The organism is Candidatus Thiodictyon syntrophicum (assembly GCF_002813775.1).
Taxonomy (GTDB): Bacteria; Pseudomonadota; Gammaproteobacteria; order Chromatiales; family Chromatiaceae; genus Thiodictyon; species Thiodictyon syntrophicum.
On the sequence record NZ_CP020370.1, the window covers coordinates 4,639,620 to 4,665,059 of the forward strand.

The window sequence follows — 25,440 nt, forward strand, 5'->3', positions numbered from 1 at the left end:
GAGTCCGCGCGACCGCCACCCAGGAAGGCCGCCCCAGCCCCCACGGAGCCCCCGATGTCCACCGATTTCGATGCCGCCGAATTCGACACCAGCAACCCCGAGCCCCGCTGCCCCTGCGTGCTGTTGCTCGACACCTCCGGCTCCATGAACGGGGCGCGGATCACGGCCCTGAACCAGGGCCTGGCGAGCTTCCGCATGGACCTGGAGCAGGATGAGTTGGCCCTGCTGCGGGTGGAGATCGCCATCGTCAGCTTCGGGGGCCGTGCGGAACTGGTCCAGGACTTCGTGACCGCCAACCAGTTCGAGCCGCCGCTGCTCAGCGTCGGCGGCCAGACCCCCATGGGGGGTGGGATCAACCTGGCGCTGGACCTCATCGAACAGCGCAAGTTGAGCTACAAGACCAACGGCATCCCCTTCTTCCGCCCCTGGGTCTTTCTGATCACCGACGGTGAACCCACCGATGGCGACCTGTGGCAGGAGGCGGCGCGGCGCGTGCAGGCGGCGGAGGCGGCCAAGAAGGTCGCCTTCTTCGCGGTGGGGGTCGGCGGGGCCAACCTGGACATCCTGGCCCAACTCGGGCCGCGCCAGCCGCTGATGCTCAACGGACTCAAGTTCCGCGAGATGTTCCAGTGGCTCTCCACCAGTATGCGCAGCGTCTCCCACGCCGAACTGGACACCGAGGTACCCCTGCAGGCCCCCATCGGCTGGGCCAGCGCCTAGTCTGGCGCACCCGCGGGGCCGCACCGGATCATGACCCTGCTCACCGGCACGGACGGCGAGACCTACCGTACCCAGGACGAGCTGGCCCGCGGCGGCGAGGGCATCATCCTGACCCTGGAAGGACGCGCGGATTGCCTGGCGAAGATTTATCTGTCCGGGCAGGCCACCGAGGCGCGCGCGGCCAAGCTCCGGGCCATGCTCGCCGACCCGCCGCGCGACGAGATGCGCGAGCGCTTCAGCCACGCCTCCATCACCTGGCCGCTAGCCCTGCTCCAGGAGGACGGGCACTTCGTCGGCTATCTGATGCCCCGCATCGACGGCGGGCGCTCCCTGCTCAACGCCTACAATCCCCGCGCCCGCGACGCGCTGGAGCTGGACTGGCACGCCCGGCACCAGGTCGCGAAGAACCTCTGCACGGCCCTGCACGCACTGCATGTGAAGGGCTACGTCATGGGCGATGTCAATCCGCGCAACATCCTGGTCACCACCAGGGGCCTGGTGACCCTGGTCGATACCGATTCATTCCAGGTACGCGCCGGTCAGACCCTGTACCGCTGCCCGGTGGGGGTGCCCGAATACACCCCGCGCGAGTTGCAAGGGCTGCGCTTCGACCAGGTGGACCGCAGCCCGGAACACGACCGCTTCGGGCTGGCGGTGCTGGTCTTTCAATTGCTCATGGACGGCTTCCACCCCTTCGCCGGGGCCTTGCGCGACCCGCGGGACTCGCTGCCCGGCAAGGCAGACGAGTGGTGCATCCAGCACGGCATCTTCCCGTGGCGCAAGGACCGGCGCTTTCGCAAGCCACCGGCCGCGCGCGGCCTGGACACCCTCGACCCGACGCTGCGACACCTGTTCGACCGCTGCTTCGTGGGCGGCCACACAACACCGGCGCTGCGCCCGAGCGCGAAGGAGTGGCTGGACGTGCTCAACCTGGCCCAGCAGCGCCTGGTACGCTGCGCGGCCGGCACCCATTGGCGCTATCCGGAGGGCGAGTTCTGCCACGCCTGCCGGACGCCGTCCCACCGGCCGGCGCCACGGCGGCCGCGGGCGCGCGCCCCGGCGACGGCGCCGATCGGACCGACCGGGCCGGGGGCGGTGTCGGCGGTGCCAGTGACGCCGCCGCCGTCGGCGCCGATCCGCCCGCTACCGCCGCGACCCGCCGCGACGCCGGTCCCGGCCGTCGCCAGGGTCCTCCCCGCCTGGTGGCCGGTGTGGCTCAACCGCGAGCGGGTAGTCGCCGTCGGCGGCGCCCTGGCACTGACGGCCCTGGCCGCCCTCGTCTATTACCGCTGGAGCACCCAGCCCGCGGTGCTGGCCGCGTCCTATCTGGCCCAGGCACGCGCGGCACTGGCCGGCGGGTCCGCGACCGCCGCGGACCTTGCGCTGCAACGGGCCGCGGTGTCGGCCCCCGCGCAGGTGGCGGCCTTCGCCGCCGATCGGGCCGACCTCTATCGCGAGCTCGCCCGCCGCGCCCAGGCCGACGGCGAGACGGACAAAGTCGAACTGGCCCTGGACCAGGCCGGGCACTGGGACGCCAAGGCGCGCGCGGCCAAGCGTCTCTTTCTCGCGACAGGGCCGCGGCGCGGACCCGTCGGCGCCCTGGCACAGGAACTGGTCGAGGTCCCGGGCGGCAGCTTCCTGATGGGTTGCAGCCCCGGGGAGCCGCGCTGTCCGGACGATGAGAAACCGGCCCGCCGCGTCAACCTCCGACCCTTCCTCATGGGCCGCTACGAGGTCACCCAGGCCCAGTGGAAGGCGGTGATGGGCGAGGACCCGGCGCGCTTCAAACGCGGCGACCGGCCGGTGGAGGGCGTCTCCTGGGACGACGCCCAGGAGTTTCTGCAGCGCCTGAACGCTGAGGGCCAGACCCCGCCGTACCGTTTGCCCACCGAGGCCGAGTGGGAATACGCGAGCCGCGCCGACACCCGGACGATCTACTGGTGGGGCCAGGGTCCGGGCCAGGGCCAGGCCGACTGCACCGGCTGCGGCGGTCCCTGGGATGGCAGGAAGACCGCCCCGGTGGGGTCATTCAAACCCAACCCCTTCGGGCTCTATGACACGGCGGGCAACATCGCGGAGTGGGTACAGGACTGTTACCACGCAAACTACACGGGCGCCCCGGCGGACGGCACCGAATGGCGCGAGACCTGCGTCGAGTCGACCCGGGTGTACCGCGGCGGCTCCTGGGATGACCCGCCCGACCGGTTGGGCTGCGCCCGCCGCGCCTGGGGCCCACCGGCACTGCGGGGCGACCACCTCGGCTTGCGCGTGGCGCGGGATCTGTGATCCCGGAAAGAGCAGTCATCCACAGATGAACACAGATGAACACAGATGAATACAGATGATTCATTGGCTTACGCTTGGTCGCGGCTCATCTTGCAGGTGATTGTGACAGTACCGATAAGCGTATGACAATGCTAAAGGACATCTGTGTTCATCTGTGTTCATCTGTGGATTTTTGGGGTGACTGCATGATATCCCTGCCCGTCGCACTCTATCTGGCCTTGACCCTGGCCTGGCTGCTGCACCCGGCCCCGGCCGCCGCCTGGACGGAAGAGGAGCTAAAGGCGGCCGAGCGCCTCCTGGAGCGCGAGTTGGATCAACGTTGGACGGCCGAGGCGGACGCTCGCGACCGCACCGCGGCGGACGCCAAGGCGCGCGCCCAGACCGCAAGCGAGGCCGCGGCGCGGGCGGCAGTGGCGCGTCGGCAGATGATCGAGACGCTGGCGCAGACCCTGGTGGAGATCCCCGGCGGCAGCTTCGAGATGGGCTGCGGTCCTGGCGACGACGCCTGCGAAGGCGACGAGCGACCGGCCCACCGGGTCAGTGTCAAGCCCGTACGGATCGGCCGCCACGAGGTCACCCAGGCCCAGTGGACGGCGGTCATGGGCGCGAATCCGGCGCAAATCCAGGATGATCAGCGGCCGGTGGAGATGGTCTCCTGGGACCAGGTCCAGCAGTTTCTCAAGCGCCTGAACGTCGAGACCGAAGGCCCGCCCTACCGCCTGCCGACCGAGGCCGAATGGGAATACGCCGCCCGCGCCGGGACCCGCACGGCCTGGTGGTGGGGCGCGGAGATCGGTCGCGGCAACGCCAACTGCGACGGCTGCGCCGGACCCGCTGCCGACCGCGAGACCGCCCGCGTAGGGACCCTCACGCCTAACGCCTTCGGTCTCTACGACACCGCGGGAAACGTCGCTGAGTGGGTCCAGGACTGCTACCACGAGACCTACAGCGCGGCCCCGACGGACGGCTCCGCATGGCCCGGCCCCTGCCCCGACGGCTACCGGGTGGTCCGCGGCGGTTCCTGGCTCGGCCGCCCGGCCTCGGTGCGCAGCGCCGACCGCCAAAGCGTCTGGCCCTCGGACCGCAGCGGGGATCGGGGGTTTCGGCTGGCGCGGGACCTGTGACCCGCGCCCCAGGGCGCGGCGGCAATCGCCCCGCTCGGCAGCCCCGCGGTTGGCCGCACGCCCGTAGGGTCCGCTGTGCGGACCAACCACCGCGCCGGCGTGACACCGTCCCGTAGGGTCCGCTGTGCGGACCAATCCACCGCGCCCTCGTGACGCCGTCCCGTAGGGTCCGCTGTGCGGACCAATCCACCGCGCCCTCGTGACGCCGTCCCGTAGGGTCCGCTGTGCGGACCAATCCACCGCGCCCTCGTGACGCCGTCCCGTAGGGTCCGCTGTGCGGACCAATCCACCGCGCCCTCGTGACGCCGTCAGAGGTTAGGCAAGGATTCTCGTAGGTTGGGCTGAGGAACGAAGCCCAACAAGCCGCCCAACGCAAGCCTATGAGCCGCCCCCTGGCGAATCCTCAACGACCCCTGACCCGCCGCACGAGCCACGGCAAACCGCCGATCAACAACACCAACGTCCCAGGCAGCGGCGCCTGCCCCGCCCCCTGGATGGTCACTTGCGTGGCGGCAGTCAGATCACGCGCCGCCTCGGTCACGTAGATCAGCCCCTCGTTGAGGTCCCCAAGGTTCGAGAAGATCCCCAGGTCCAAGACCCCCTCCCCGGTCGCGACGAAATGCAGCACCGCCAGGGTAAAGGCCGGATCGGTGATGCCGGGCCCGGCGCCGACCAAACCCGCCACCCCCGTGTCGATCAAGTCAGCGCTGAGATCGTCCGAAAAGGGCGGCATCGCCACCTCCGCCCCGGTCCAGGACACCAGCAACGGATTGCCGATCGCCACATCGAAGCCGAAGGCAATCACCTCGTCAGCGGAGTAAACACCGTCCCGCGCGTCATTCACCCCGACCAAGAGATTGAAATGGTCGCCCACCCGGATCTGGCTGCTGGACGGGGTGAGGCTGATGCCCATGGCAAAGACCCCGGCCGACGCCAGCCCCAGCACCAAGGCGGCCATGGCCGCAACAAATGTTTTCATAGACACTCCGCCTGTTCCATTGAAATGAAAGAGTCGAAAAAAGACCTGCCACGCCCCAGCGCCCAACCGGAGGTCGAGGCTTTAGCCGGTCGCGCCCGCGCCTTGGCCGACGACAATGCGTGCCTCGATCATCGTTCCGGCCACCGCGGTGTGTCGGTCGGCCTTCAGGCCGACCGACTGGGAGCGCCGCACCCCAGTGCGGCCCGGCCTGTCCGCAACACGCAACGCCGCGCTCGCCAGCGAGATCGCGCCGCACTGGGGTGCGGCGCTCCCAGTGGCCGGGACTATGATCGAGGCGACAATGCGTAGTGCCGACATGTCCGACCGGCTAAAGCCTCGACCTCCGGTTGCTGATGCTCCGCGACTGCCAGGAACGATGGCCGGGCGCGCCAGATTGTCACGGCCGAACCAGGAAGCTGCGGTAGAAGCCATACCAGATCCGATAGTCGCCGGTCGTCACACACCCGTCACGGTCATAGTCGGAGGCCAATCGGTAGCGCGCGGCCCCGCTACAGGCCCCAAGCGCCGCACGAAAGACCGTGTAGTCGCCGTTGTCCACGTCACTGTCGCCATCCAGATCGGCCGCCAGGGTGAACCTGGCAATACAGCTCGCGTCCCCGGTCAGGGCGAAGGCGACGCCGCAACCGGTCGGCGTCCAGCCGGCGAAGCTGGACCCGGATGCCGCGCTGGCCGTGGCCGTGACGCTGGTGTCGACCGGCCAGGTCCCGCCGCCGCCGACCGCGCCGGACCCGGCGCCGCTCTTACTCACCGTCAGGGTGAAACTGGGGACCGCCGCGACGAAGTCGCCGATACTGCTGCTGGTCGCGTTACCCATCGGATCGACCGAGGTCACCTGGTAGTAATAGGTCGCGCCCGGCACCAGCCCGGCCAGCCTGACGCGATGCGCAAGGCCGTACTCGATATCCCCCGCCACCCGCGACAGCAGCGCCGGCGAGTCACCGAAGTTCACCCGCGAATCCGCCGCCTCATCGGTGGTCCACACCACCTCCATCAGGCCGCCGGGAATCGCCTGCACCTCCGGGGCCGTAGTCAATACCGGCGACGTGACATCCACGCTGGACGCCGTGACGAATGAGACTGCCCAGGCGGACGGCATGGACAGCACGCCGACGAGCGTTAGAATCGATCTGATCGTTGAAGTCATTGCCTGCGCCCCCTTTAGAAGTCACTCACCACCCGCTGACCATCGACATCGGTCGCGGTGACGCGGAACTGATAGGCCGTACCGGGGGCCAGGTTGGTGATCACCAGGCTGTGCCTCGTCAGCAGACGGCCGTCGCTGACCCGCAGGGGGAAGCCCCCCACGGTGCCCTCGACCAGCGCATGACAGGGGCGGTCGGTCTCCCATTCGATGACCACCCGGTCGCTGCCTTCATAGGTCACGGTCGGTGCCTGCACAAACACCGGGACGGGCCTGGCGCTGGCGAGCGTGGTCGCCTGGAACAGCGGGCTGATCGACTCGTTACCCGCCTGATCCCGCACCTTGGCGCGCATGAAATAGCTCGTCTTGGCCGTCAATCCGTTGATGGACAGACTGTGCTGGGGATCGAGCCGGGCGCGCGCCGCGGTCCAGGTCAGGGCGTCCGGCGCGAGGCCGTACTCGATCACCAGGCTGGCCGGTTCGTCGGTCCGCAGGCACACCTGAATGAGTCGATCGGTGACATTGCAGACCGTCGGCGGTTCGACGAAGACCGGCGGCTCGGTGTCGGCCGTGCCCAGGGTACGCACCGCCAACGGCTGGGACAGCGTGGGGCCGTTGCCGAAGGCGTCGGTGGACGAGACAGTCACCTGATACAGCGTATTCGCGTTCAGCCCGACCATGGACACGCTGTGGTTCTGGGTCAGGGCATCGTCGTTGAGCACACCATAGGCAACGCCGTCGTTGTAGGACACGCCGCTATTGGCTGGCTCATCGGTCTCCCAGGCGACGGTGGCACCGGTTTCGGTGACATCCACGAACCAGGGTCCCTTGGTAATCACCGGCGCAGTCAGGTCCGCCGCGGCGAGGGTCTTGAAACTGATCGCGCGCGTGGTGGGGCCGTTGCCGGCCTGGTCACTGGACGCCACACTGATCTGGTAGATCGTCAGCGCGGACAGCCCGGTCAGTTCGACACGATGCAGGGTGCGCAGGCCGGCGATCGTGGCCGACAGGTCGCCGCTCACTTGGGTCGTGGCCGGCTCGTTGGTCTCCCACTCCACCACCGCGCTCTGGTGGGTCAGCGTATTCACGGTTGGGCCCGCGATGATCAGCGGCGCCGTCGTATCGGCCGGGCCGGTCGTGAATGTCACGTTTGCCGTCGTGGGGCCGTTGCCCGCGTCGTCGGTCGAGGAAACCGTGACCGTGTAGGGTGTGGCGACCCCGAGTCCGGTCATCTGGATCGCGTGCTGGGTCTGATAGCCGGTCTCGCTGGCGCTGCCGGTGCCCCAATTGGCACTGCCGGTCGCGGGCTCGTCGGTCTGCCAGGCAACCGTCGCCTCGGTCGCACCGATCTGGGTGACCAGGGGGCCGGAGAGGATGCGCGGGGCGAAGCTATCGGATCGTTGCAAGATCACGCTTAGGAGGGTCGGGCCTGAGACGTTCAGACCGCTGAGTCTGGTCTGGCCAAAGCCGCTGCCGGTGGGCGGCAGGATGGTTATCGTGTATTCAAAGCCATCAAACAGAGCCATGCTGTAGTTGCCGCTGGCATCCGACTTGTTGTTGCCATTATAGTGTATGATCTCGTAATAGGCCCCATCGGGCTTCGTGCCATCGAAAGTAGTCCGCAACTCCACCCCGCCGACTCGCGCCCCGTTGCTGTCCGTGGTCTTACCACTCATCTGCGTCAGCGGTAAGATCAGGTCCTTAATGGTCGCCGCCGAGACGACCGTGTTCTCTGAGAAATTTGATATACTTAGACGGGAAGGACTCCCCGGAAAGCTCATTCCACCAGATTCGCTGCCGCTCAGAATGTAGCTATAAGTGCCCGGAGCAACGGAAAACGAATAAGCCCCATCGTTCCCCGTGGTCAGATATCCGACAGTAACCCCCTCGATCTGATCCTGCAAAAGGATTTGCACCCCCGCCACCGGCGTGCCATCCGGCAATCTGACGACTCCAGAAAGCGTGGTCCCGTTCCTTAAGGCAAAATCTCGCGCCGTGTTGCCTGACACTGCGACAGCATCAAAAGCCGTCTGCGCCATTCCGCTTCCTGTAGGGGGGATTGCTGTAATCGTATAGTTCAAGCCATCGAACAAGGTCATGCTGTAGTTGCCGCTGGCGTCCGACCTGGTGTTCCCATCATAGTGAGCGATCTCGTAATAGGCGCCATCGGGCCTCCAGCTACCAAAGAGAATGGTCTGCAACTCTACCCCGCCGACTTGCGCCCCGTTGCTGTCCGTGGTCTTACCACTCATCTGCGTCAGCGGCAAGACCAAGTCCTTGATGGTCGCCGCCGAGACGACCGTGTTCTCTGCGAAATTTGATATGCTTAGATAGGAAGGACTCCCCGGAAAGCTCATTGCACCAGAGTTGCTGCCGCTCAGAATGTAGCTATAAGTGCCCGGCGCAACGGAAAACGAATAAGCCCCATCGCTCCCCGTCGTCAGATATCCGACAGTAACACCCGCGATCTGATCCTGCAAAAGGATCTGCACCCCCACCACCGGCGTGCCATCCGGCAATCTGACGATTCCGGAAAGCGTCGTCGCGCTCCTTAAGGCAAAATCTCGCGCCGTGTTGCCAGACACTGCGACAGCATCAAAAGCCGTCTGCGCCATCCCGCTTCCTGTAGGGGGGATTGCTGTAATCGTATAGCTGAAGCCATCGAACAGGGTCATGCTGTAGTTGCCGCTGGCGTCCGACTTGGTGTTGCCATTCTGGTGCATGATCTCGTAGTATGCGCCATCGGGCTTCGAGCCACCAAGAATGGTCTGCAACTCCACCCCGCCGACTTGCGCCCCGTTGCTGTCCGTGGTCTTACCAGTCATCTGCGTCAGCGGCAAGACCAAGTCCTTGATGGTCGCCGCCGAGACGACCGTGTTCTCTGCGAAATTTGATATGCTTAGAGAGGAAGGACTCCCCGGAAAGCTCATTGCACCAGAGTTGCTGCCCCACAGGCTGTAGCTATAAGTTCCCGGAGCAACGGAAAACGAATAAGACCCATCGCTCCCCGTGATCATATATCCGACAGTAACCCCGCCGATCTGATCCTGCAATAAGATGCCCACCCCCACCACTGGCGTTCCGTCAAGCAACTTCACAACACCTGAAAGGGTAGTCGCCCCAGTGACCAACGCCACATTCTGAGTGACATTGGCGCCGGCAACCACGATGCCGTTCACCGGCGAGTTACCATAACCGACCGCACTGCTGGGCGGTTCTACCAGCAGGTTATAGGTGCCGTCATCGACCGCCAGGGTATAATACCCGCTGCCGTTCGTCGCGGTCTGCCCGACCGCGGACCCGTCCGACGCCAGAAAGAGCTTGACGCCGGCATTGGGCATCGGTGTCCCGTTGCCGAACACGGTCCCGGAGAGGGTCCAGGCAAAGGCCCCTTGCGAGACGAGCAGGAACCAGCCAAGCAACAAGAATCGAATGAACGGCATCATAAATGGGCACCCGTTGAACGAGCGGAGGTCTACTGGAACGAGATCGGGTCGCGCCCGTCGGCGTGCCGGGGGCGAGCCTCGGCGGGCGCGGCGGGTCGGCGCGCACCTGAGATCGGGCGCGCGGGAGATCGGGACTTGCGTCCCAAGCGGCCGTGTGGTGAGACTCGCATGGACACCAGCAAGATGACAGCCCCAAAGTTGGGGATTTCCACCACGTTTCGGGGTATCCGATGCACGTTCACGAAAAACTCAGGACGCTGCGGTTGAGCAAGAACTGGACGCAGGAGGGCATCGCCGAGAAGCTCGGGTGGGCGGTCAACACCTACGCCAAGATCGAGCGTGGCGAATCGGATGTGAAGCTGGAGAAGTTGAAGGAGATTGCCGACGTGATCGGTGTGGACGCCACCGAGCTATTGGACTGCGACGACAAGAGGATATTAAACTTCACGGGAAATTCCGGTCACAGCAATCTGGCGCAGAGCAGTCTTGCCAACTGCACTATCCTCCTGAGCGAGGCGCAATGCGCCCACCAACTGGACAAGGCGCTGTTGATTGCCGCGCAGCACGAAAAGGAGATCGCTTGGCTGAAAGAGGAAAACCTGCGCCTGAAAGAGATCATCGCCCTGCTGAAAAAAGATGGGTGAGTGCGTAGGGTGGATAAGCGCAGCGCATCCACCATACCGCCGGGGTCGGTGGATGCGGCGCGGGCCTTGATCATAACTCCGGCCACCCCCCTGGACGGGAGGTCGCTGGTCCGCACAGCGGACCCTACGGCCCCGCGCCCGTAGGGTCCGCTGTGCGGACCACAGACAGCGCCGCCACGTCCGGTCGGTTGGCGCCTCCGCCATGTTGGGCGGCACCCGCACCGCTGGTTGGCGCGAACGCCCATTTGGGCGTGTGCATGCGGTAGACGGTCAGGGCGTCCAGCCGGGTCAAGATCATCCCGCTGCCCCAGTCTCCAGGGACGCGATGTAGCGCAGGAGGTCGTCGGTGCGGCCATCGCTGACCAGTTGCTCAGCCGTCTTGTAACCGAACGGCGGCAGGGGCTCGTTGCGATACCAGAAAAGCGCTCGGTCCAGGTCCCCGCACTGATCCGCCGCCGCACGGATCGCGCGCAGCGCCTCGCGCAGGAAGCAGTGGCAAATGAGCTGGCCCCGCTTCATATCACCAAGACGACTTCTTCACAATCCGAATCTGCCTCTCTCAACGCGGCTAAACGGTGCAGGTCGATAATATCCCTGGCCGCCTCCCGGAGACTGATCATCAGCTCATCTTTGCTCTTTTCCTGGGCATTGACGCCGGGTATTTCCTCAATCCAGCCAACCCACCAATCACCGTCCTTTTTTACGATAGCCGTGAATTCTGCTTTCATTGCCGCCGATACCTCTGGTGTTATTTGGAGACAAAATCTGTCGCCAACTCATGCACATAGCGCGCGACCAGCACCGCGGAATCGAACAAGACCCGCATCAGGCATCGCGCCACGCCAGTATCAGGTCACTGACGGTGGCTCCATCAGTGGTTAAGGGCTTGGCCGCGCGCCGCTTCCAGGATGGGCGCCCCGGTTGGATCGGGCGGATCTCGGCAATCGGCTGGCCTTTTCGCAGGACCCTGACGGTCTCGCCGGCCTCAACCAGGTCGAAGTAGCGCCGGGTCTTGCTTCGTAGCTCGGAGAAGCTGGTCTCACGCATGGTCGTCGCCCCGCTTATCCCATTGAATTCTGTATGCTCATGGCCGTTCAGTTGCGGCCAACCCCTCCTTCACGGGCGGTCGCCCGGCCAACTCACCCCGTGCCGCGATCATAGTTCCGGCTGCGGCCGGTCGTCCCGCACTGGAGGTCGAGGCTTTACCGTGAAAGTCGCGCCGGGAGCGCGCTCTAAATCTCCCTCCCCCGCTGGGGGAGGGCCGGGGAGAGGGAACGGCCATGGCGCCCGCACTTTCATCTTTCGGGGTGGCGCGGGCGCCATGGCCGTTAGCCGGACCAGGGCCGCAGAAACGCACTGTCGACCGGCTAAAGCCTCGACCTCCTGTCTACCTGCGGCCGGAACGACGATCGAGGCCTCACCCCGCCAGGTTCTCCATCCGAATGCGCATCACCGCCCCCTGCACCGACCCCTGCGCCTCAATGCGGGCGATGGCCTGGTTCATCTGGCCCTCGCGTACCCGGTGGGTGAGCATGACGAGCGGGACATGGGTGTCGCCCTCGCCGGGCTCCTTCTGCTGGATCGCCTCAATGCTGATGCCCTGCTCGCCCAAGATGCTGGCGATGCGGGCCATGACGCCGGGTTCGTCGCGGGCCATCATGCGCAGGTAATAGGCGGTCTCCACCTGATCCATCGGCAGGATCGGGGTATCGGCCAGCTCGTCCGGCTGGAAGGCGAGGTGCGGTACCCGGTTGTTGGGATCGGTGGTCAGGGCCCGCACCACGTCCACCAGGTCGGCGACCACCGAGGAGGCGGTGGGGAGCGAACCGGCACCGGCACCGTAATAGAGGGTGGGACCGACCGCATCGCCCTTCACCAGGACGGCGTTCATCACCCCGTCCACATTGGCGATCAGACGCCGATGGGGGATGAGGGTCGGATGCACCCGCAGTTCGATCCCCTCCGGGCAGCGGCGTGCAATACCTAAGTGCTTGATGCGATAGCCGAGTTGTTCGGCATAGGCGACGTCCTGCGCCTCGATGCGCGAGATGCCCTCGGTGAAACAGCGCTCGAACTGGAGCGGGATGCCGAAGGCGAGCGAGGCCAGGATGGTCAGCTTGTGGGCGGCGTCGATCCCCTCCACGTCGAAGGTCGGGTCCGCCTCCGCATAGCCGCGCGCCTGCGCCTCCTTGAGTACGTCGGCGAAGTCCCGGCCCTTGTCGCGCATCTCGGTGAGGATGAAGTTGCCGGTGCCGTTGATGATGCCGGCGATCCATTCGATATGGTTGGCGGCCAGGCCCTCACGCAGGGCCTTGATAATGGGGATGCCGCCGGCCACCGCCGCCTCGAAGCCGACCATGACCCCGCGCGCCCGGGCGGCGGCGAAGATCTCATTGCCGTGGCGCGCGATCAGGGCCTTGTTGGCGGTGACGACATGCTTGCCGTTGGCAATGGCCCGCAGCACCAGTTCCTTGGCTGGGGAATAGCCGCCGATCAGTTCGACGACGATCTCGACCTCGGGGTCGTCGACGACTGCAAAGGCATCCTCCCCGATGCGCCCGATGTGCTCGATTCCGGTGATGGCATCGCGTTTGTATTCCCGCGCCGCGGCATGGGCGATCTCAATCCCGCGACCCGCGCGCCGCGCGATCTCCCCGGCGTTACGGGTGAGCACGATGACCGTGCCGCTGCCGACAGTGCCTAAACCCAACAGACCGATCTTGACCGGTTCCATACCTATCCCCTCTGCCATACAATCAATCGAAAAAGAAATTCAGCCGCAAATGAACGCAAATAAACGCAAATAATCCCTGGTGCGATTGCGTCAGCCTGCTCACAGCCCGAGTTTGGCAGGGGCTTCACCAAGCTGACGGACTATTTGCGCTCATTCGCGTTCATTTGCGGCCAAATGCTCTTCTTAGGCTGAGCGGTGCCCCGCCCTCAGGCCCCCGCCCGCGACTCGCGCCGGAACATCTCCTTGATCCCGCGCACCGCCTGGCGGGTGCGGTGCTCGTTCTCGATCAGGCCGAAGCGTACATACTCGTCACCATAGTCGCCGAAACCGATCCCCGGGGCCACCGCGACCTTGGCCTCGACGATCAGACGCTTGCAGAACTCCAGCGAGAGGGAGGCCCCGTCCTGAAGGTGCGGGCGGAGCTGCTCCTGGATAAAGCCGGGGATGCGCGCCCATACGAACATGGTCGCCCGCGGCAGCGCGACCTCCCACCCGGCCTCGTTCAGGCCCTTGCACAGGACATCCCGACGGCCCTGGTAGGTCGCGGCGATCTCGCGCACGCACTGCTGGGGGCCTTCCAGCGCGGTGATCGCCGCCACCTGGATAGGGGTGAAGGTACCGTAGTCGAGATAGGACTTGATGCGCGCCAGGGCCCCGACCAGGGTCTTGTTACCACACATGAAACCGACCCGCCACCCGGGCATGTTGTAGCTCTTCGACAGGGTGAAGAACTCCACCGAGATATCCTTGGCCCCAGGGACCTGGAGGATCGACGGGGCCTGGTAGCCGTCGAAGACGATGTCGGCATAGGCCAGATCGTGCACCACCCAGATGCCGTGCTCACCGGCGATGTCGATCACCCGCTGGAAGAAGTCCAGTTCCACGCACTGGGTGGTCGGGTTACCGGGGAAATTCAGCACCAGCATCTTCGGCTTGGGCCAGGACTCCAGGATGGCGCGCTGCAATTCCTCGAAAAAATCGGTGTCCGGGGTCAGGCGGACATGGCGCACGTCGGCCCCGGCGATGATGAACCCATAGGGATGGATCGGGTAGGCCGGGTTGGGCACCAGCACGGTGTCTCCGGCCCCCATGGTCGCGAGCGCCAGGTGCGCCAGGCCCTCCTTGGAGCCGATGGTGACGATCGCCTCGGCGTCCGGGTCCAGGTGCACGTCGTAGCGGTCCCGGTACCAGTTGCAGATGGCCCGGCGCAGGCGCGGGATGCCGCGCGAGACCGAGTAACGGTGGGTGTCCTTGCGCCCCGCCGCCTCGATCAGCTTCTCCACGATGTGCGGTGGCGTTGGCTGGTCCGGATTGCCCATCCCGAAATCGATCACGTCCTCCCCGCGGGCCCGGGCCTCGGCCTTCAACTCGTTGACGATGTTGAAGACATAGGGCGGCAAGCGCTTGATGCGGCGAAAATCCGAATCAGGAATGACCACGGCGACCTCGGGCTGGCGGCAAAGCCCGGAAGTTTACCGTTGCGCCCCGGGGATTGAAACCGCGGTCGGCGACAACGGCCTGCCGCGGCGCACCGCCACGCCGGGCGCCCCGGGTTTTTCCGGCAGTGACCTTGTGATTCCCGGGCTTGCGTTGCATATTGCCAGTCCGCGCGGCCCCCAGCGGACGACCCGATCGCGCCGGCCCATTCAGCATCAAGCCCGAGTTTTTTATGACCCAACATCTGTCCGCCGCCGAACAGGCCCTCCGCGACGCAGCCCTTGAGTATCATCGCAGCCCCAGTCGCGGCAAGATCTCAGTCACGCCCACCAAGCCGCTGTCGAACCAGCACGACCTGGCGCTGGCGTACTCGCCCGGCGTGGCCTACCCCTGCCTTGCCATCCAGGCCGATCCGGGGCTTGCGGCGGAATACACCTCACGCGGAAATCTGGTAGGCGTAGTGACCAACGGCACGGCCGTGCTGGGTTTGGGCGACATAGGCCCGCTGGCGGGCAAGCCCGTGATGGAGGGCAAGGGGTGCCTGTTCAAGAAATTCGCGGGGATCGATGTCTTCGATATCGAGCTGGCCGAGCACGACCCGGACAAACTGATCGATATCATTGCCGCGCTCGAGCCGACGTTGGGCGGCGTCAACCTGGAGGACATCAAGGCCCCGGAGTGCTTCTATATCGAGCGCGAGCTGAGCCGGCGCATGAACATCCCGGTGTTCCATGACGATCAGCACGGCACCGCCATCATCTCCAGCGCGGCCCTGCTCAACGGCCTGGAACTGGTCGGCAAGGCCATCGGCAGCGTGAAACTGGCGGTCTCGGGTGCCGGCGCGGCGGCCATCGCCTGTGTGGATGTCATGGTCGGCCTGGGCGTGCGGCCCGAGAACGTCTTCATGGCCGATTCCAAGGGCGTGATCTACGAGGGCCGCCCCGGCGGCTTCGACGAATCCAAGGCCCGCTATGCGCAGGCGACGCCGGCGCGCACCCTGGCCGATGTCGTCCGGGACGCCGACGTCTTCCTGGGCTGCTCCGCCGCCGGGGTACTGACGGTCGATATGGTCAAGACCATGGCCGCGCGGCCCATCATCCTGGCCCTGGCCAACCCCGAGCCCGAGATCCGCCCGGAACTGGCCAAGGCCGCGCGCCCCGACTGCATCATCGCGACCGGCCGCTCGGACTACCCGAATCAGGTCAACAACGTCCTGTGCTTCCCCTATATCTTCCGCGGCGCACTCGACTGCGGCGCCACCAAGATCACGCCCGAGATGAAGCTCGCCTGCGTCTATGAGATCGCGGCATTGGCCAAGCGCGAGACCACCGATGTCGTGGCCGCCGCCTATGCCGGGGAGGAGCTGAAATTCGGACCCGAGTACCTGATCCCCAAGCCGTTCGACACCCGCCTGATCCTGACCATCGCACCCGCCGTGGCACAGGCCGCCGCCGACTCGGGGGTGGCCACCCGCCCCATTGCCGACATGCAGGCCTACCGGGACAGCCTGTCGCTCTTTGTCTACCGGACCGGCATCCTCATGCGCCCGGTCTTCAATGTCGCCAAGGCCCTGCCTGACGCCGGAAAGCGCATCGCCTTTGCCGACGGGGAGGACGAGCGGGCGTTGCGCGCCGCGCAGATGGCGATCGACGGACAGGTCGCCCGGCCCATCCTGATCGGACGCCCGGCCGTGATCAACGCCCGCATCGAGAAGGCCGGACTGCGGATGCGCCTCGGGGTCGATGTGGAAAACGCCAACCCCCATGAAGACCCGCGCTTCCGCCAGTATTGGACCCATTATCACCAGCGCATGAGCCGCAATGGGGCGACGCCCGATGAGGCCAAGGCGGCGGTGCGTCGCTCCAATACCCGCATCGCCGCGCTCATGGTCACGCTCGGCGACGCCGACGCCATGCTCTGCGGCCTGGTGGGCACCTACGAGGCCCATCTCGAATGCATCGACAGCATCATCGGTCTGCAACCCGGCGTCAGCAATTACGCGGCCGTCAATGTCCTGATGACTGACCGCGGACCGCTCTTCATCACCGACACCTATGTCAATGAAGACCCCGGTGCGCAACAGTTGGCCGAAATCGCCTGGATGGCCGTGCAGGAGGTGCAGCGCTTCGGCCTGCCGCCCAAGGTCGCCTTTCTGTCGCATTCCAGCTTCGGCGGGTCCAGGCGCGCCTCGGCCAGGAAGATGCGTCTGGCGCGCGACCTGTTCGTCGCCGGCCACCCCGGCATTGAATGTGATGGCGAATTGCACGGCGACGCCGCGCTCGACGAGGGCATCCGCAACCGCTACCTGAGCGATTCGACCTTGAGCGGTTCGGCGAACCTGCTGGTCTGCCCCAACCTGGATGCGGCCAACATCCTCTACAACGTACTCAAGACCACGATCAGCAGCGGTGTGACGGTGGGCCCGATCCTGATGGGTGCCGCCGCCGCGGCCCATATCCTCACCCCCGCGACCACGCCGCGCCGGATGCTGAACATGACGGCCCTGGCGATGGCGAGCGCGGCGGCGGCGCGTTAGTACCACCTGACGCAATTGCCCGGACCATTGGCGTAGGGTGCGCCGTGCGCACCTTGAGAGGCTGCGGTTGATCGCCGCGGCCTAGGGTTTCGATTGGCGCGATGGTGCGCACGGCGCACCCTACGGTCGCGGTGCGGCGCGGCTTTCACGGTTAAGCCGCGGCCGCCGCTTCATTCGCGGTCGCTGCGCAGGAGCCGCAGCGCTTCGGCCGCGAGCGCCATGCCGAAGCTCGCGGTGACCATGACGCAGGAGCCGTAGCCATGGCAGTTCAGGGAGCCGTCGACCATGCAGTCGCCCGCGGCCGGCAGGGTGATGGGCTCACGCGAGAAGACGCAAGGCAGGCCGATCCTGCCGCGACCCGGGGCGCCGAGCTTGCGCAGGCGCTGGCGCAGCGCGGCCAACAGCGGGTCGTGCGTCACCAGCGCCAAGTCATCGACCTCAATGCGCTGCGGCTGCGACTTGCCGCCGGCCGCCCCGGCGCAGACCAATGAATGCCCGCCGCGCCAGGCCCAGTGCGCCATGGCGAGCTTGGCGTGCCCCTGGTCGCAGGCGTCGATTACGACATCCACCGGCCCCGGCAGCAGCGCCGGCCAGTTCTCCGGGGTAACGAACTCCTCCACCGCCGTGACCTCACAGTCGGGGTGGATGTCCGCGATCCGCCGCCGCAACGCCTGCACCTTGGCCGCACCCAGGGTGCTGTCGAGCGCCTGCACCTGGCGGTTGATATTCGACTCGGCGACCTGGTCCAGGTCGATCAGCACCAGCCCGGCCACGCCCGAGCGCGCCAGGGCCTCCGCCGACCAGGACCCAACCCCGCCGACCCCCACGACCGCGATGCGGGCCGCGCGCACCCGGGCATAGTGCGCGTCGCCCCAGAGGCGGCGCAGACCGCTGAAACGGCGTTGGGGATCGATCAGGCCCTCGGTCGCACCGATCGTTGCGCTCACCGCGTGCTCATGTCGAGCTGGCCCGCATAGTAGTCTTGCCAGAACTTGTTGATCCCTTGCCTAAAACTGCGTGCGGGATGCCCGTCGATCACGTCGTCATCATTCAGCGTATACAGGCGACCCGAGTACCACTGGTGGTAGACGACTGCATCCCGCACGTCGCGATAATAACCGACACAACCAAGTCCGTACTGGGTCGGATGGGTGTCCAGGTAGCCGATGCTGTGCGGGTCCTGGAGCAGGGCTTTGCAGCTCAGGGCATGGTAGGGTTCTTGCTGGCCGATCTCGTAACCCTCATATCCCGGTCGCTCGCCGACGAAGAATGGCGGCTGCAGGCGCGCGCTGCATCTCGTCTTGTTGATCAACAGAAAGGATGGGTGCACCATCCGGGGACTGTGGCGGTTGATATGCTGATCCCTCATGCCGATGAGAGTCAGGCGCAGATCGCGCTGGAATTCGTCAAGCAAGGTCTCCCATCGATTCGATAGCAGGAGGGTATCCTGATCAAGGATCAGGACGTACGGTGATCGGGCCTTGCGGTAGAGCCACTCGAGCACGAACGAATGCCCGTGCGGGGTCCGGAAACGGTAGAGTCTCAGATACGGTTGCCGAATCGCCAGCAATTCTGAAAACGCCGGCGCAGCGGAGCAGTCATCGGCGACGATGATCTCGTAGGTGGTCTGTATCGTGTGCGTCGCAATGCTTTGCAGGCATGCCTTCACGAACTCCGGGGCATTCTTGTGGGCAATTACGATGGTGCAGCAGGGACTGTTCCTGCGCCGTGTGCTTGTGTATTTCTTCGGCGAAGTCAACCAGAATTCTTGCGTTGCCACCCAGGTCCGCACCCGGCCGGCGACCCGCTGCGCAATAGTCCTAACCGTATCCCTCTCAAGATGGCTCATCCCCGGTGATCTCCTGTCCTCGGTCGTCTGCGGCGGTAGCGGTGCCGCGAACTGCCGGCTATCAGGTGACCATCGCCCGCCAGCAGCGCAGCCGCCCGAAGCCGATGCGGCGGTGCTGCTGGGGCGGGTCGGTCGTCGGTCATGGTCCTGGTTCCGGATGGCGGGCGCGCGTGGGGCTATCACATCGCAGGAGGACGGGATACGGACGCGACCGCCAGGTAATGGCATTTGGCGGCAGATTATCAGCAACGGCAGGCGCCAACAACGGGCAACTCGCAGACGATCTGCGGCACCTGCGTCACCAAGTCCATGCCGAAGCCGGCGGTGTCCATAACGCTGGAGCCGCGGCCGTGGCAGTTCAGCGTGCCGTCAAGCGCGCCGTCCCCAGCGCCCGGGGGTACGATCGGATCGCGCGAAAACACGCGGCCCACGCCGATCGTGCCGTTGGCGAGCGCCCCGAGGCTGCGTCGGGCGCTGGCGCGGCACGACCAGCAACGGAGCATGCAGCACCGCCGCCAGCTCGTCGATATCGATGCGCTGGGGCTGCGACCTACCGCCCGCCGCCCCGGTACCTGATCCGAGTGGTTGATATTGGACTCGACCGCTTGGTCCAGGTCGATCAGCACCAGCCGCTCGAATAATGCCTGGCCGGTACCGGGTTCCATACGTCGGAAATTTCTGACAGGTTTCAGGCCATTATCTGCGCTTGCCAGGGACTTTTTCACTATCGGGGGATGGGCGATGCAGCTATCTTTAGCCGCGACAGGACGGACACCGGGTCGGTCACTCATTGCGGCAGGTGAGCGGCCAGTAAGCTTCACTGCTGGTCAGGATAGTGCCGAGGTGCTCGATAGACCTGCCGCGGGGCGAGGTCTGGCGGCCACCGCGCCCGCCGGCGCGGCCGACCCGCAACGACGGAGTCTTTCTCGACCAACGCGATGTGACAGGAGACATCAATGTCAGATATCGACGTGAAATACGCTGCCCTGGGCGGCCCCGGGGGCTGGCTCGGTCCCGCGACCACGCCCGAATTGGTGGCACCGGACGGTGTGGGTCATTACCGGCACTTGCTGAAATCGACCGCGAGGAGCCCGACTACGCGGCCTTTCCGAAACTTGGACCCGCGGCCCTGCCCCATCTGCAGATGATCGCCGAGGCCACTGATCCGCTCAAGGCGGCCAAGGCGGCCTACGCGGCCAGCCTGATCGGCGGCCTCGCGGCGATCGAGCTGCTGCGGGTTGCAGCCCGACACCATGACCCGCAGGTGCGCATCGCCGTCGCGGATGGACTGAAAAACCTGGCGGCGGCAGCCCCCACTGACCTCGTGATGAATGCGCTCAATGACCCCGACGTGGGGGTACGCAAACTCGCCTTGAGCACGGCCGACCGACTCAAGCGCGCTGACTTCGCCCAACGGGTGGCCGAGATCGCCAAGGCCGATCCGGCCGAGCATCTGCGCAGCGCCGCCACCGTGACCGCCAAGCACCTGTCGACGCTCGCGCCGGGCACGCCGACGGGACCCTGACCGGCCGGGCGGGGCCCGGGCGCCGCGATGGCGTTCACCTCGCCCGCCAAGTCCGGGCGGCCGCCGCGGTATCCTCGATCAGGGGTTTCTTTGCGCCGACAAGCGCCGCTTGATCGCAGCTACCAGCTTCCCAGCCGTAAGGTCTTCGGTTATGATTGGACCTGGTATTTGTCGGCGCAGTCCCGGTGCGTCGTCGCTCGACTGGGTCAACCCCGCGCCCGGTGGCAGTCCGGGGGCCGCGCTACAAGCGTTAAGTGGCTCGAAATTTGCAGTGTCCGCGCGCAACCGCGGCCATCAATGTCCCCTGGTACGCACTGGCAGTGGAGCACATCGTTCGATGAAAAAGATTGATCTCGCGTTGGCCCTCTGCGGCGTTCTGGCAGCATGTAACGCCGGCGCCTTGACCATCGACAGCTTCGACACGACGCAGTCCAACAAGCGGGTCGCAAACGGGGCAAGCGTTGACATCCCCATCAACACCTCGGGCGCCGGGGTGACCTATATCGGCACCTCCCGTACCCTCTCGAGCCAGGCCGCCACCGGCGAGACCTCGTGGACGGACGCTCGCATCGCGACAGCGTCTTATCCGTCTGCGCTTTATGTTGCCAACAATGCATCGCCCGGGACCGTCTATGTCCAATGGAACGGGATTTCGGGGTCCGACAGGGATTTCACCGCCGGCAACGCACTTGGCCTCCGCATCAGCCTGCCCGCACTGGTCAATAACGCGTTGACCGTCACCTTTCTCGTGAACGGAACCTCCAGCGCATCGCGGACCTTCACCAGCAGCACGTCCGATGACCTCTTCACGTTCGCCTCGTTCACCGACCGGAGCGTTTTCGCCGACGTCAGCACGCTCAGGATGACCACGACCATGACCCTGGGCACGAGTGATCCGACGGGCTGGGCGGCCATCGGTCTTGTCGAGACCGTTCCTTTACCGGGCACCCTAATGCTGGTGGGCATCGGTCTGGCTGGGCTGGCCCGCAGCGTCAAGCGCGCCTGACCCCTGCCGTGGGTCGCCCGACCAGCCCTGCTGATCCGCATGGCCAACGACGGGACCCCGGAGCGGATCGGCGCCTCGATGGCATGTGCGCCGCACAACGGATGGTGCCGCAACCAATTGGGGGCCCCGTATACCACCCCTTCTCACTCGACCCCGGTGCTGACCGCGATTAGTCCTTTAGTTCTGCTGCCACAGGCCCGGGCGCCGCAAGCGGTGGTTCCGCGGGCATTGTCCAAGCGGCCTGACCCCAGCGTCGGGCACCATCGGGCATGACGCAGGAGATCCCTCCAATGACGAGCCAACGCGGTTTGCAGCCCGCTCTGGTGTCGGGCGTGCTCGCCTTATTGATCCTCATGCCGGTCGCTCAGGCGGACCCCCTCGCGGATGCCCGTAGCCAATGGCAGTCCGGGGATGGGCGCGCCGCGGTCCGGACCCTGAAGCACTATCTGAGGCAGGGCGGCAACGACCCCGCCGTACGGGCGCTGTTGGGGCAGGTCTATCTGGACCTGGCGTCCGGCGCTGCGGCCGAGCAGGAACTCAAGCGCGCCATCAAGGAAGGCCGCCTCAATGCCACCGAGTATCAGACGGACGTGGCCCAGGCGCAGTTGCTTCAGGGCAAGTACGCCGAGATCCTGGAGGACCCGGCGATCGGTTCACCAACGGACCCGCGCAAGCAGGCCGAACTGCACGCCATCCGGGGTGAAGCCTACCTGGCCCTGGGCCAGCCAGATCAGGCGAACCAGGCGTTTGACAAGGCCCTGGACCTGATTTCCACCTATCCCCGCGCCCTGCTCGGCCTCGCCAGGCTCGCCGCGCGCCAGGATGACATGACGCGCGCGCGCGCCCTGGTGGACCAGGCGATCACGGCCAACCCCGGGGACTCCACCGGGTGGGAGGCGCGGGGTGATTTAGCGCTGTCCAACCGCATGCCGCAACCGGCAGAGGAGGCGTTCGGACATGCGATCGAGACTGCGCGCGCCACCTGGATGCCACTCTATAAGCGCGCCCTGGCACGCCTGGAGTTGGAAAAGCTGGTGGAGGCCCAGGCCGATATCGACTTGGCCAGCCAACAGGTTCCGCAATTCCCCGGCCTGAATTACGCCCGCGGTTTGCTGCTGCTGAAGCAGAATCAACCGGAACCGGCCCTGGCGCAGCTCAATCTGTACCTCCCCTATCGCCCCGAGGATCCCCAGGCGCTCTACCTGGCGGGGGTGGCGCTGTTCCAACTTGCGCGCTACCAGGAGGCCGACGAGTACCTGACGCGCGCCTGCCGCACCGCCCCGGACTCGTCCACGGCGGCCACCCTGCTGGCGCGGGCGCGGCTCGCCCGCGGGGATCTCAAGGGCGCCGAAACCGCGCTGCGCCCGTTCGCGGACCAACAAGCCACGAATCCGGACGTGCTTGAGATTCTCGGCGATGTCATGGCGCAAGACGGCCGGCCGGGAGAGGCCGGGGCCTTGCTGCGTCAGGCACTCGCCGCCCGTCCGGACGATGCGCAGACACCGGTGAAACTGGCCGCCGCCCTGTTGGCCGACGGGGAGCGCGAGGCCGCGGAGCTGGAGCTGCGCGCGCTGCTGGAGAAGAACCCCGCGGACGAGACGGCCCAGGTGCTGTTGGTCCGACTGCTGCTGGCCAAGCCCGATGGCGCGGCCGCCCAGGCCCAGGCACTGGCCTATCTGGCGGCGGTGCCGGACAGCCCGCGCGCCCAGGTTGCCCTGGGCCTCGCGCATCTCGCCTTGGGCGACGAGCCCGCGGCGCGCCAAGCCTTCGCGCGCGCCCTGGAGCTCAAACCCGGGTTTGCCGATGCGGCCTTCAACCTCGCCACCCTGGAGCGACACGCCGGGCGGACGGAGGCGGCGCGCGCGCTCTATGGGCAGGTCCTGGCAGTGGACCCGCGCGATGCCGACGCAACCCTGCTGCTGACTCAGCTGGACGTGGACGCCGGGCACCAGGCGGCTGCGCTGGCCCGCGTGCGCGAGGCCGTGACCAAGGACCCCGCCAACCTGAACCTGCGGCTCAACCTGGCCCAGGGCTACCAGTCCGCGGGGCAGACGCAGGAGGCCCTGCGCACCCTGCAGGACGCCGTGCCGACGCTCGCCGACGACCCGCGCCTGCTGCTGGCGCGCGGCCAGTTGGAACTCGCCGCGGGGCAGCCATTCAAGGCCGCGACGACGCTGGAGACCCTGGTGAACCGGCAGCCCGGATCGGCGCAGACGCGGCTGCTGTTGGCAAACGCTTACGCGGCGGCCAAGCAGGCCGGCGCCATGCAGGGGCACCTGTTGGCCGGCTTGAAGGTCGATCCGAGTTCACCCCTGGTGGGCCCGACCCTGCGCAACGTCTACCCCGCCCTGCCGGACCCGGCGGCGAAGGCCGCGCTGATCGAGCGTTTGTTGGCATTGGGGGTGCCACTGCCCGGGCTGCCGCTGCTGCAGGCGCGCCTGAGCCTCGATGAGGAGAAATACGAGGAGGCCCAGAAACGGCTCGGCGCCCTGCTCCAGTCCGACCCCGCGGACCGGGAGGTGCTGCTGCTGCTGCTGAGCGCCCAGGTCAAGGCGCCGGCCCTGGAGTCGGCCACCGCGACGGCCGACACCTGGCTCGCGGTCCACCCCGACGATGCGGAGGTGCGGCGCCGCTTGGCCCAGATCTACGAACGGCGCGGACAGCCGCAACAGGCGATCGAAATTTACCGGTCCCTGCTGCAGGCGCAGCCCGACGACCCGGTGACCAACAACAACCTGGCGATGCTGTTGTTGGAGCAGGACCCCGCCCAGGCGCTGGACCATGCGCGGGCCGCGGCGCGCGCGGTGCCGGCCGATCCCGCGGTCGGCGATACCCTGGGGCAGGCGCTGCTGGCCAGGGGCGAGGCCCAGGCCGCCGCCCAGGCCTTCGCCCAAGCCTCACTGGCGGCGCCCAAGGACCCCACCATCGCCTACCATCACGCCCGCGCCCTGCTGGCCGCCGGTGAGCCTGAGCGGGCGCGCGCCGCGCTCCAGCCGATCCTGGGGCAGCCATTCCCCGAGGAGGAGGCGGCGCGCACGCTGCTCCTGCAGACCTGGCAATGATCCATGCCCAACCTGCGCGACAAGATGGCCCGCTACGGATTCGAGTCCAACGACGACTATGAATTCCAGGTCCGCTGCCTGCTCGAAGGCCCGACGCGCACCTTGCGTACGCTCAACATTGAGGGCGACTCAGAGCGGCGCAAGAGCGCCTTCGCCACGGCCCTGGGCCGGGCACTGGAGTTCCCCCATCTGCTGTATCTCGACTTCACCGAGGCCCACCCGCCCCTGCCCGACGTGCTGCTGCCGCCGAGCCAGGACGAGATGGGCCGCGCGGAGCCGCCCATCGACCCCTTGGACCTGACGGTGAGCGAGGCCTGCGCCCAGAGCGAGGGGGAGCCCACGGTGCTGATCCTGGATCAGTTGCAGGCGGCGGACTTCCGCGAGCACATCCGGCTGCACCGCTTCATCAACGACTGCTTCTGGGAGGTGCGCGGCGGGCGCTATTACGCCAACCCGCGGCATCTGCTGCTGTTCCTGATCTCGGAGTCCCCCCTCTACCACTCGCTGCAGAAGGAGAGCTTCCGGGTCTGGGTCGGGCGGATTTCCGAACACCAGGTGGAGTACCGGCCCGCCGATTTCGGGCTGGGCGCGGCGGCCGTGCCGCTGTTCGCCGCCCTGGCGGAGCTGTTCCGCGCCCTGGGCAGCGCCCCGACCCATAGCGAGTTCGGGCACATCCTGACCGACCTGCAACTGCATGTGCGCACCAGCGAGCACCTGCGCCTGTGCCTCTACGGCCGGGCGGAGGGGATTATGCGGGACGCGCTCGCCGCGCCGGCCCTGAGAGCGCCCCTGGACGCCGTGGTCGCGGCCGCCGCGACGCTGCTGGTGGCCGAGCACATCGAACTGCGCGGCGACTGCTGAAAACCGCCCGCCGGGCGACTTTTCAAGGGTTATTTGGGGTCCGCGAGCCGGGGGAGTTGCGCGAGTGCC

At 66.6% G+C, this 25,440-nt stretch carries 21 protein-coding genes; 9 read left to right on the top strand and 12 right to left on the bottom strand.

Annotated features, from left to right (window positions below; all coding sequences use genetic code 11):
* The first annotated feature begins 54 nt into the window (after positions 1–54).
* The 3 genes from THSYN_RS19470 (at position 55) to THSYN_RS19480 (ending at position 4,130) form a co-directional block, all read left to right on the top strand.
* Entirely contained in the window at positions 55–720 is a 666-nt protein-coding gene (locus tag THSYN_RS19470; RefSeq protein ID WP_100920585.1) for a vWA domain-containing protein, read from the top strand.
* Between the two features lie 30 nt (positions 721–750).
* Entirely contained in the window at positions 751–3,006 is a 2,256-nt protein-coding gene (locus THSYN_RS19475; RefSeq protein ID WP_100920586.1) for an SUMF1/EgtB/PvdO family nonheme iron enzyme, read from the top strand.
* A 185-nt stretch (positions 3,007–3,191) separates the two neighbouring features.
* Positions 3,192–4,130 (top strand): formylglycine-generating enzyme family protein, encoded by a 939-nt coding sequence (locus THSYN_RS19480; protein WP_157817796.1) that lies wholly within the window; start codon positions 3,192–3,194, stop codon positions 4,128–4,130.
* A gap of 403 nt (positions 4,131–4,533) precedes the next feature.
* On the opposite strand, the gene THSYN_RS19485 is transcribed toward THSYN_RS19480, so the two are convergent.
* From THSYN_RS19485 to THSYN_RS19500, 4 genes are all read right to left on the bottom strand, one after another.
* The gene (locus tag THSYN_RS19485; RefSeq protein WP_157817797.1) at positions 4,534–5,109 is read right to left on the bottom strand and encodes a hypothetical protein; all 576 of its coding nucleotides are present in this window, start codon (positions 5,107–5,109) and stop codon (positions 4,534–4,536) included.
* A gap of 81 nt (positions 5,110–5,190) precedes the next feature.
* Positions 5,191–5,427, bottom strand: a complete 237-nt coding sequence (locus THSYN_RS19490) for a hypothetical protein (protein WP_100920589.1) — start codon at positions 5,425–5,427, stop codon at positions 5,191–5,193.
* A gap of 79 nt (positions 5,428–5,506) precedes the next feature.
* On the bottom strand, positions 5,507–6,274 hold the full coding sequence (locus tag THSYN_RS19495; protein WP_157817798.1) for a fibronectin type III domain-containing protein: 768 nt from the start codon (positions 6,272–6,274) through the stop codon (positions 5,507–5,509).
* A gap of 14 nt (positions 6,275–6,288) precedes the next feature.
* The gene (locus THSYN_RS19500) at positions 6,289–9,717 is read right to left on the bottom strand and encodes a carboxypeptidase regulatory-like domain-containing protein (protein ID WP_100920591.1); all 3,429 of its coding nucleotides are present in this window, start codon (positions 9,715–9,717) and stop codon (positions 6,289–6,291) included.
* Positions 9,718–9,947: 230 nt separating this feature from the next.
* Here THSYN_RS19500 and THSYN_RS19505 point away from each other — a divergent pair, with 230 nt between their 5' ends.
* On the top strand, positions 9,948–10,361 hold the full coding sequence (locus THSYN_RS19505) for a helix-turn-helix domain-containing protein (protein ID WP_100920592.1): 414 nt from the start codon (positions 9,948–9,950) through the stop codon (positions 10,359–10,361).
* 294 nt (positions 10,362–10,655) lie between these two features.
* Here the strand turns inward: THSYN_RS19505 and THSYN_RS19515 are convergent, their stop codons facing one another.
* The 5 genes from THSYN_RS19515 to alaC all read right to left on the bottom strand — a co-directional run bounded on the left by THSYN_RS19515 (position 10,656) and on the right by alaC (position 14,534).
* The gene (locus THSYN_RS19515; RefSeq protein ID WP_216644587.1) at positions 10,656–10,880 is read right to left on the bottom strand and encodes a hypothetical protein; all 225 of its coding nucleotides are present in this window, start codon (positions 10,878–10,880) and stop codon (positions 10,656–10,658) included.
* Positions 10,877–11,089 (bottom strand): type II toxin-antitoxin system HicB family antitoxin, encoded by a 213-nt coding sequence (locus THSYN_RS19520; protein ID WP_100920593.1) that lies wholly within the window; start codon positions 11,087–11,089, stop codon positions 10,877–10,879. The genes THSYN_RS19515 and THSYN_RS19520 overlap by 4 nt, the downstream gene beginning before the upstream one ends.
* Positions 11,090–11,186: 97 nt before the next feature.
* On the bottom strand, positions 11,187–11,408 hold the full coding sequence (locus THSYN_RS19525; RefSeq protein ID WP_100920594.1) for a type II toxin-antitoxin system Phd/YefM family antitoxin: 222 nt from the start codon (positions 11,406–11,408) through the stop codon (positions 11,187–11,189).
* A 370-nt stretch (positions 11,409–11,778) separates the two neighbouring features.
* Complete coding sequence (locus THSYN_RS19530) at positions 11,779–13,095, bottom strand: homoserine dehydrogenase (protein WP_100920595.1); 1,317 nt, start codon at positions 13,093–13,095, stop codon at positions 11,779–11,781.
* Between the two features lie 206 nt (positions 13,096–13,301).
* Complete coding sequence (gene alaC, locus THSYN_RS19535) at positions 13,302–14,534, bottom strand: alanine transaminase (protein ID WP_100920596.1); 1,233 nt, start codon at positions 14,532–14,534, stop codon at positions 13,302–13,304.
* A 230-nt stretch (positions 14,535–14,764) separates the two neighbouring features.
* On the opposite strand from alaC, the gene THSYN_RS19540 reads away from it, so the two are divergent.
* The gene (locus tag THSYN_RS19540; RefSeq protein ID WP_100920597.1) at positions 14,765–17,068 is read left to right on the top strand and encodes an NADP-dependent malic enzyme; all 2,304 of its coding nucleotides are present in this window, start codon (positions 14,765–14,767) and stop codon (positions 17,066–17,068) included.
* Positions 17,069–17,238: 170 nt separating this feature from the next.
* Here THSYN_RS19540 and THSYN_RS19545 read toward each other — a convergent pair whose 3' ends face one another.
* From THSYN_RS19545 to THSYN_RS19555, 3 genes are all read right to left on the bottom strand, one after another.
* Positions 17,239–18,015: a tRNA threonylcarbamoyladenosine dehydratase gene (locus THSYN_RS19545; protein WP_236848618.1), complete on the bottom strand. Its 777-nt coding sequence runs from the start codon at positions 18,013–18,015 to the stop codon at positions 17,239–17,241.
* Positions 18,012–18,917, bottom strand: a complete 906-nt coding sequence (locus tag THSYN_RS19550) for a glycosyltransferase family 2 protein (protein WP_157817799.1) — start codon at positions 18,915–18,917, stop codon at positions 18,012–18,014. Before THSYN_RS19550 ends, THSYN_RS19545 begins: the two co-directional genes overlap by 4 nt.
* A 242-nt stretch (positions 18,918–19,159) precedes the next feature.
* The gene (locus THSYN_RS19555; protein WP_100920600.1) at positions 19,160–19,582 is read right to left on the bottom strand and encodes a hypothetical protein; all 423 of its coding nucleotides are present in this window, start codon (positions 19,580–19,582) and stop codon (positions 19,160–19,162) included.
* Between the two features lie 479 nt (positions 19,583–20,061).
* Here THSYN_RS19555 and THSYN_RS19560 point away from each other — a divergent pair, with 479 nt between their 5' ends.
* From THSYN_RS19560 to THSYN_RS19575, 4 genes are all read left to right on the top strand, one after another.
* Entirely contained in the window at positions 20,062–20,442 is a 381-nt protein-coding gene (locus THSYN_RS19560; RefSeq protein ID WP_100920601.1) for a HEAT repeat domain-containing protein, read from the top strand.
* A 337-nt stretch (positions 20,443–20,779) separates the two neighbouring features.
* Entirely contained in the window at positions 20,780–21,448 is a 669-nt protein-coding gene (locus THSYN_RS19565) for a PEP-CTERM sorting domain-containing protein (protein ID WP_157817800.1), read from the top strand.
* A 290-nt stretch (positions 21,449–21,738) separates the two neighbouring features.
* On the top strand, positions 21,739–24,510 hold the full coding sequence (gene prsT / locus THSYN_RS19570) for an XrtA/PEP-CTERM system TPR-repeat protein PrsT (protein WP_157817801.1): 2,772 nt from the start codon (positions 21,739–21,741) through the stop codon (positions 24,508–24,510).
* Between the two features lie 3 nt (positions 24,511–24,513).
* Positions 24,514–25,371: a hypothetical protein gene (locus THSYN_RS19575; protein ID WP_100920604.1), complete on the top strand. Its 858-nt coding sequence runs from the start codon at positions 24,514–24,516 to the stop codon at positions 25,369–25,371.
* The last annotated feature ends 69 nt before the right edge of the window (positions 25,372–25,440 follow it).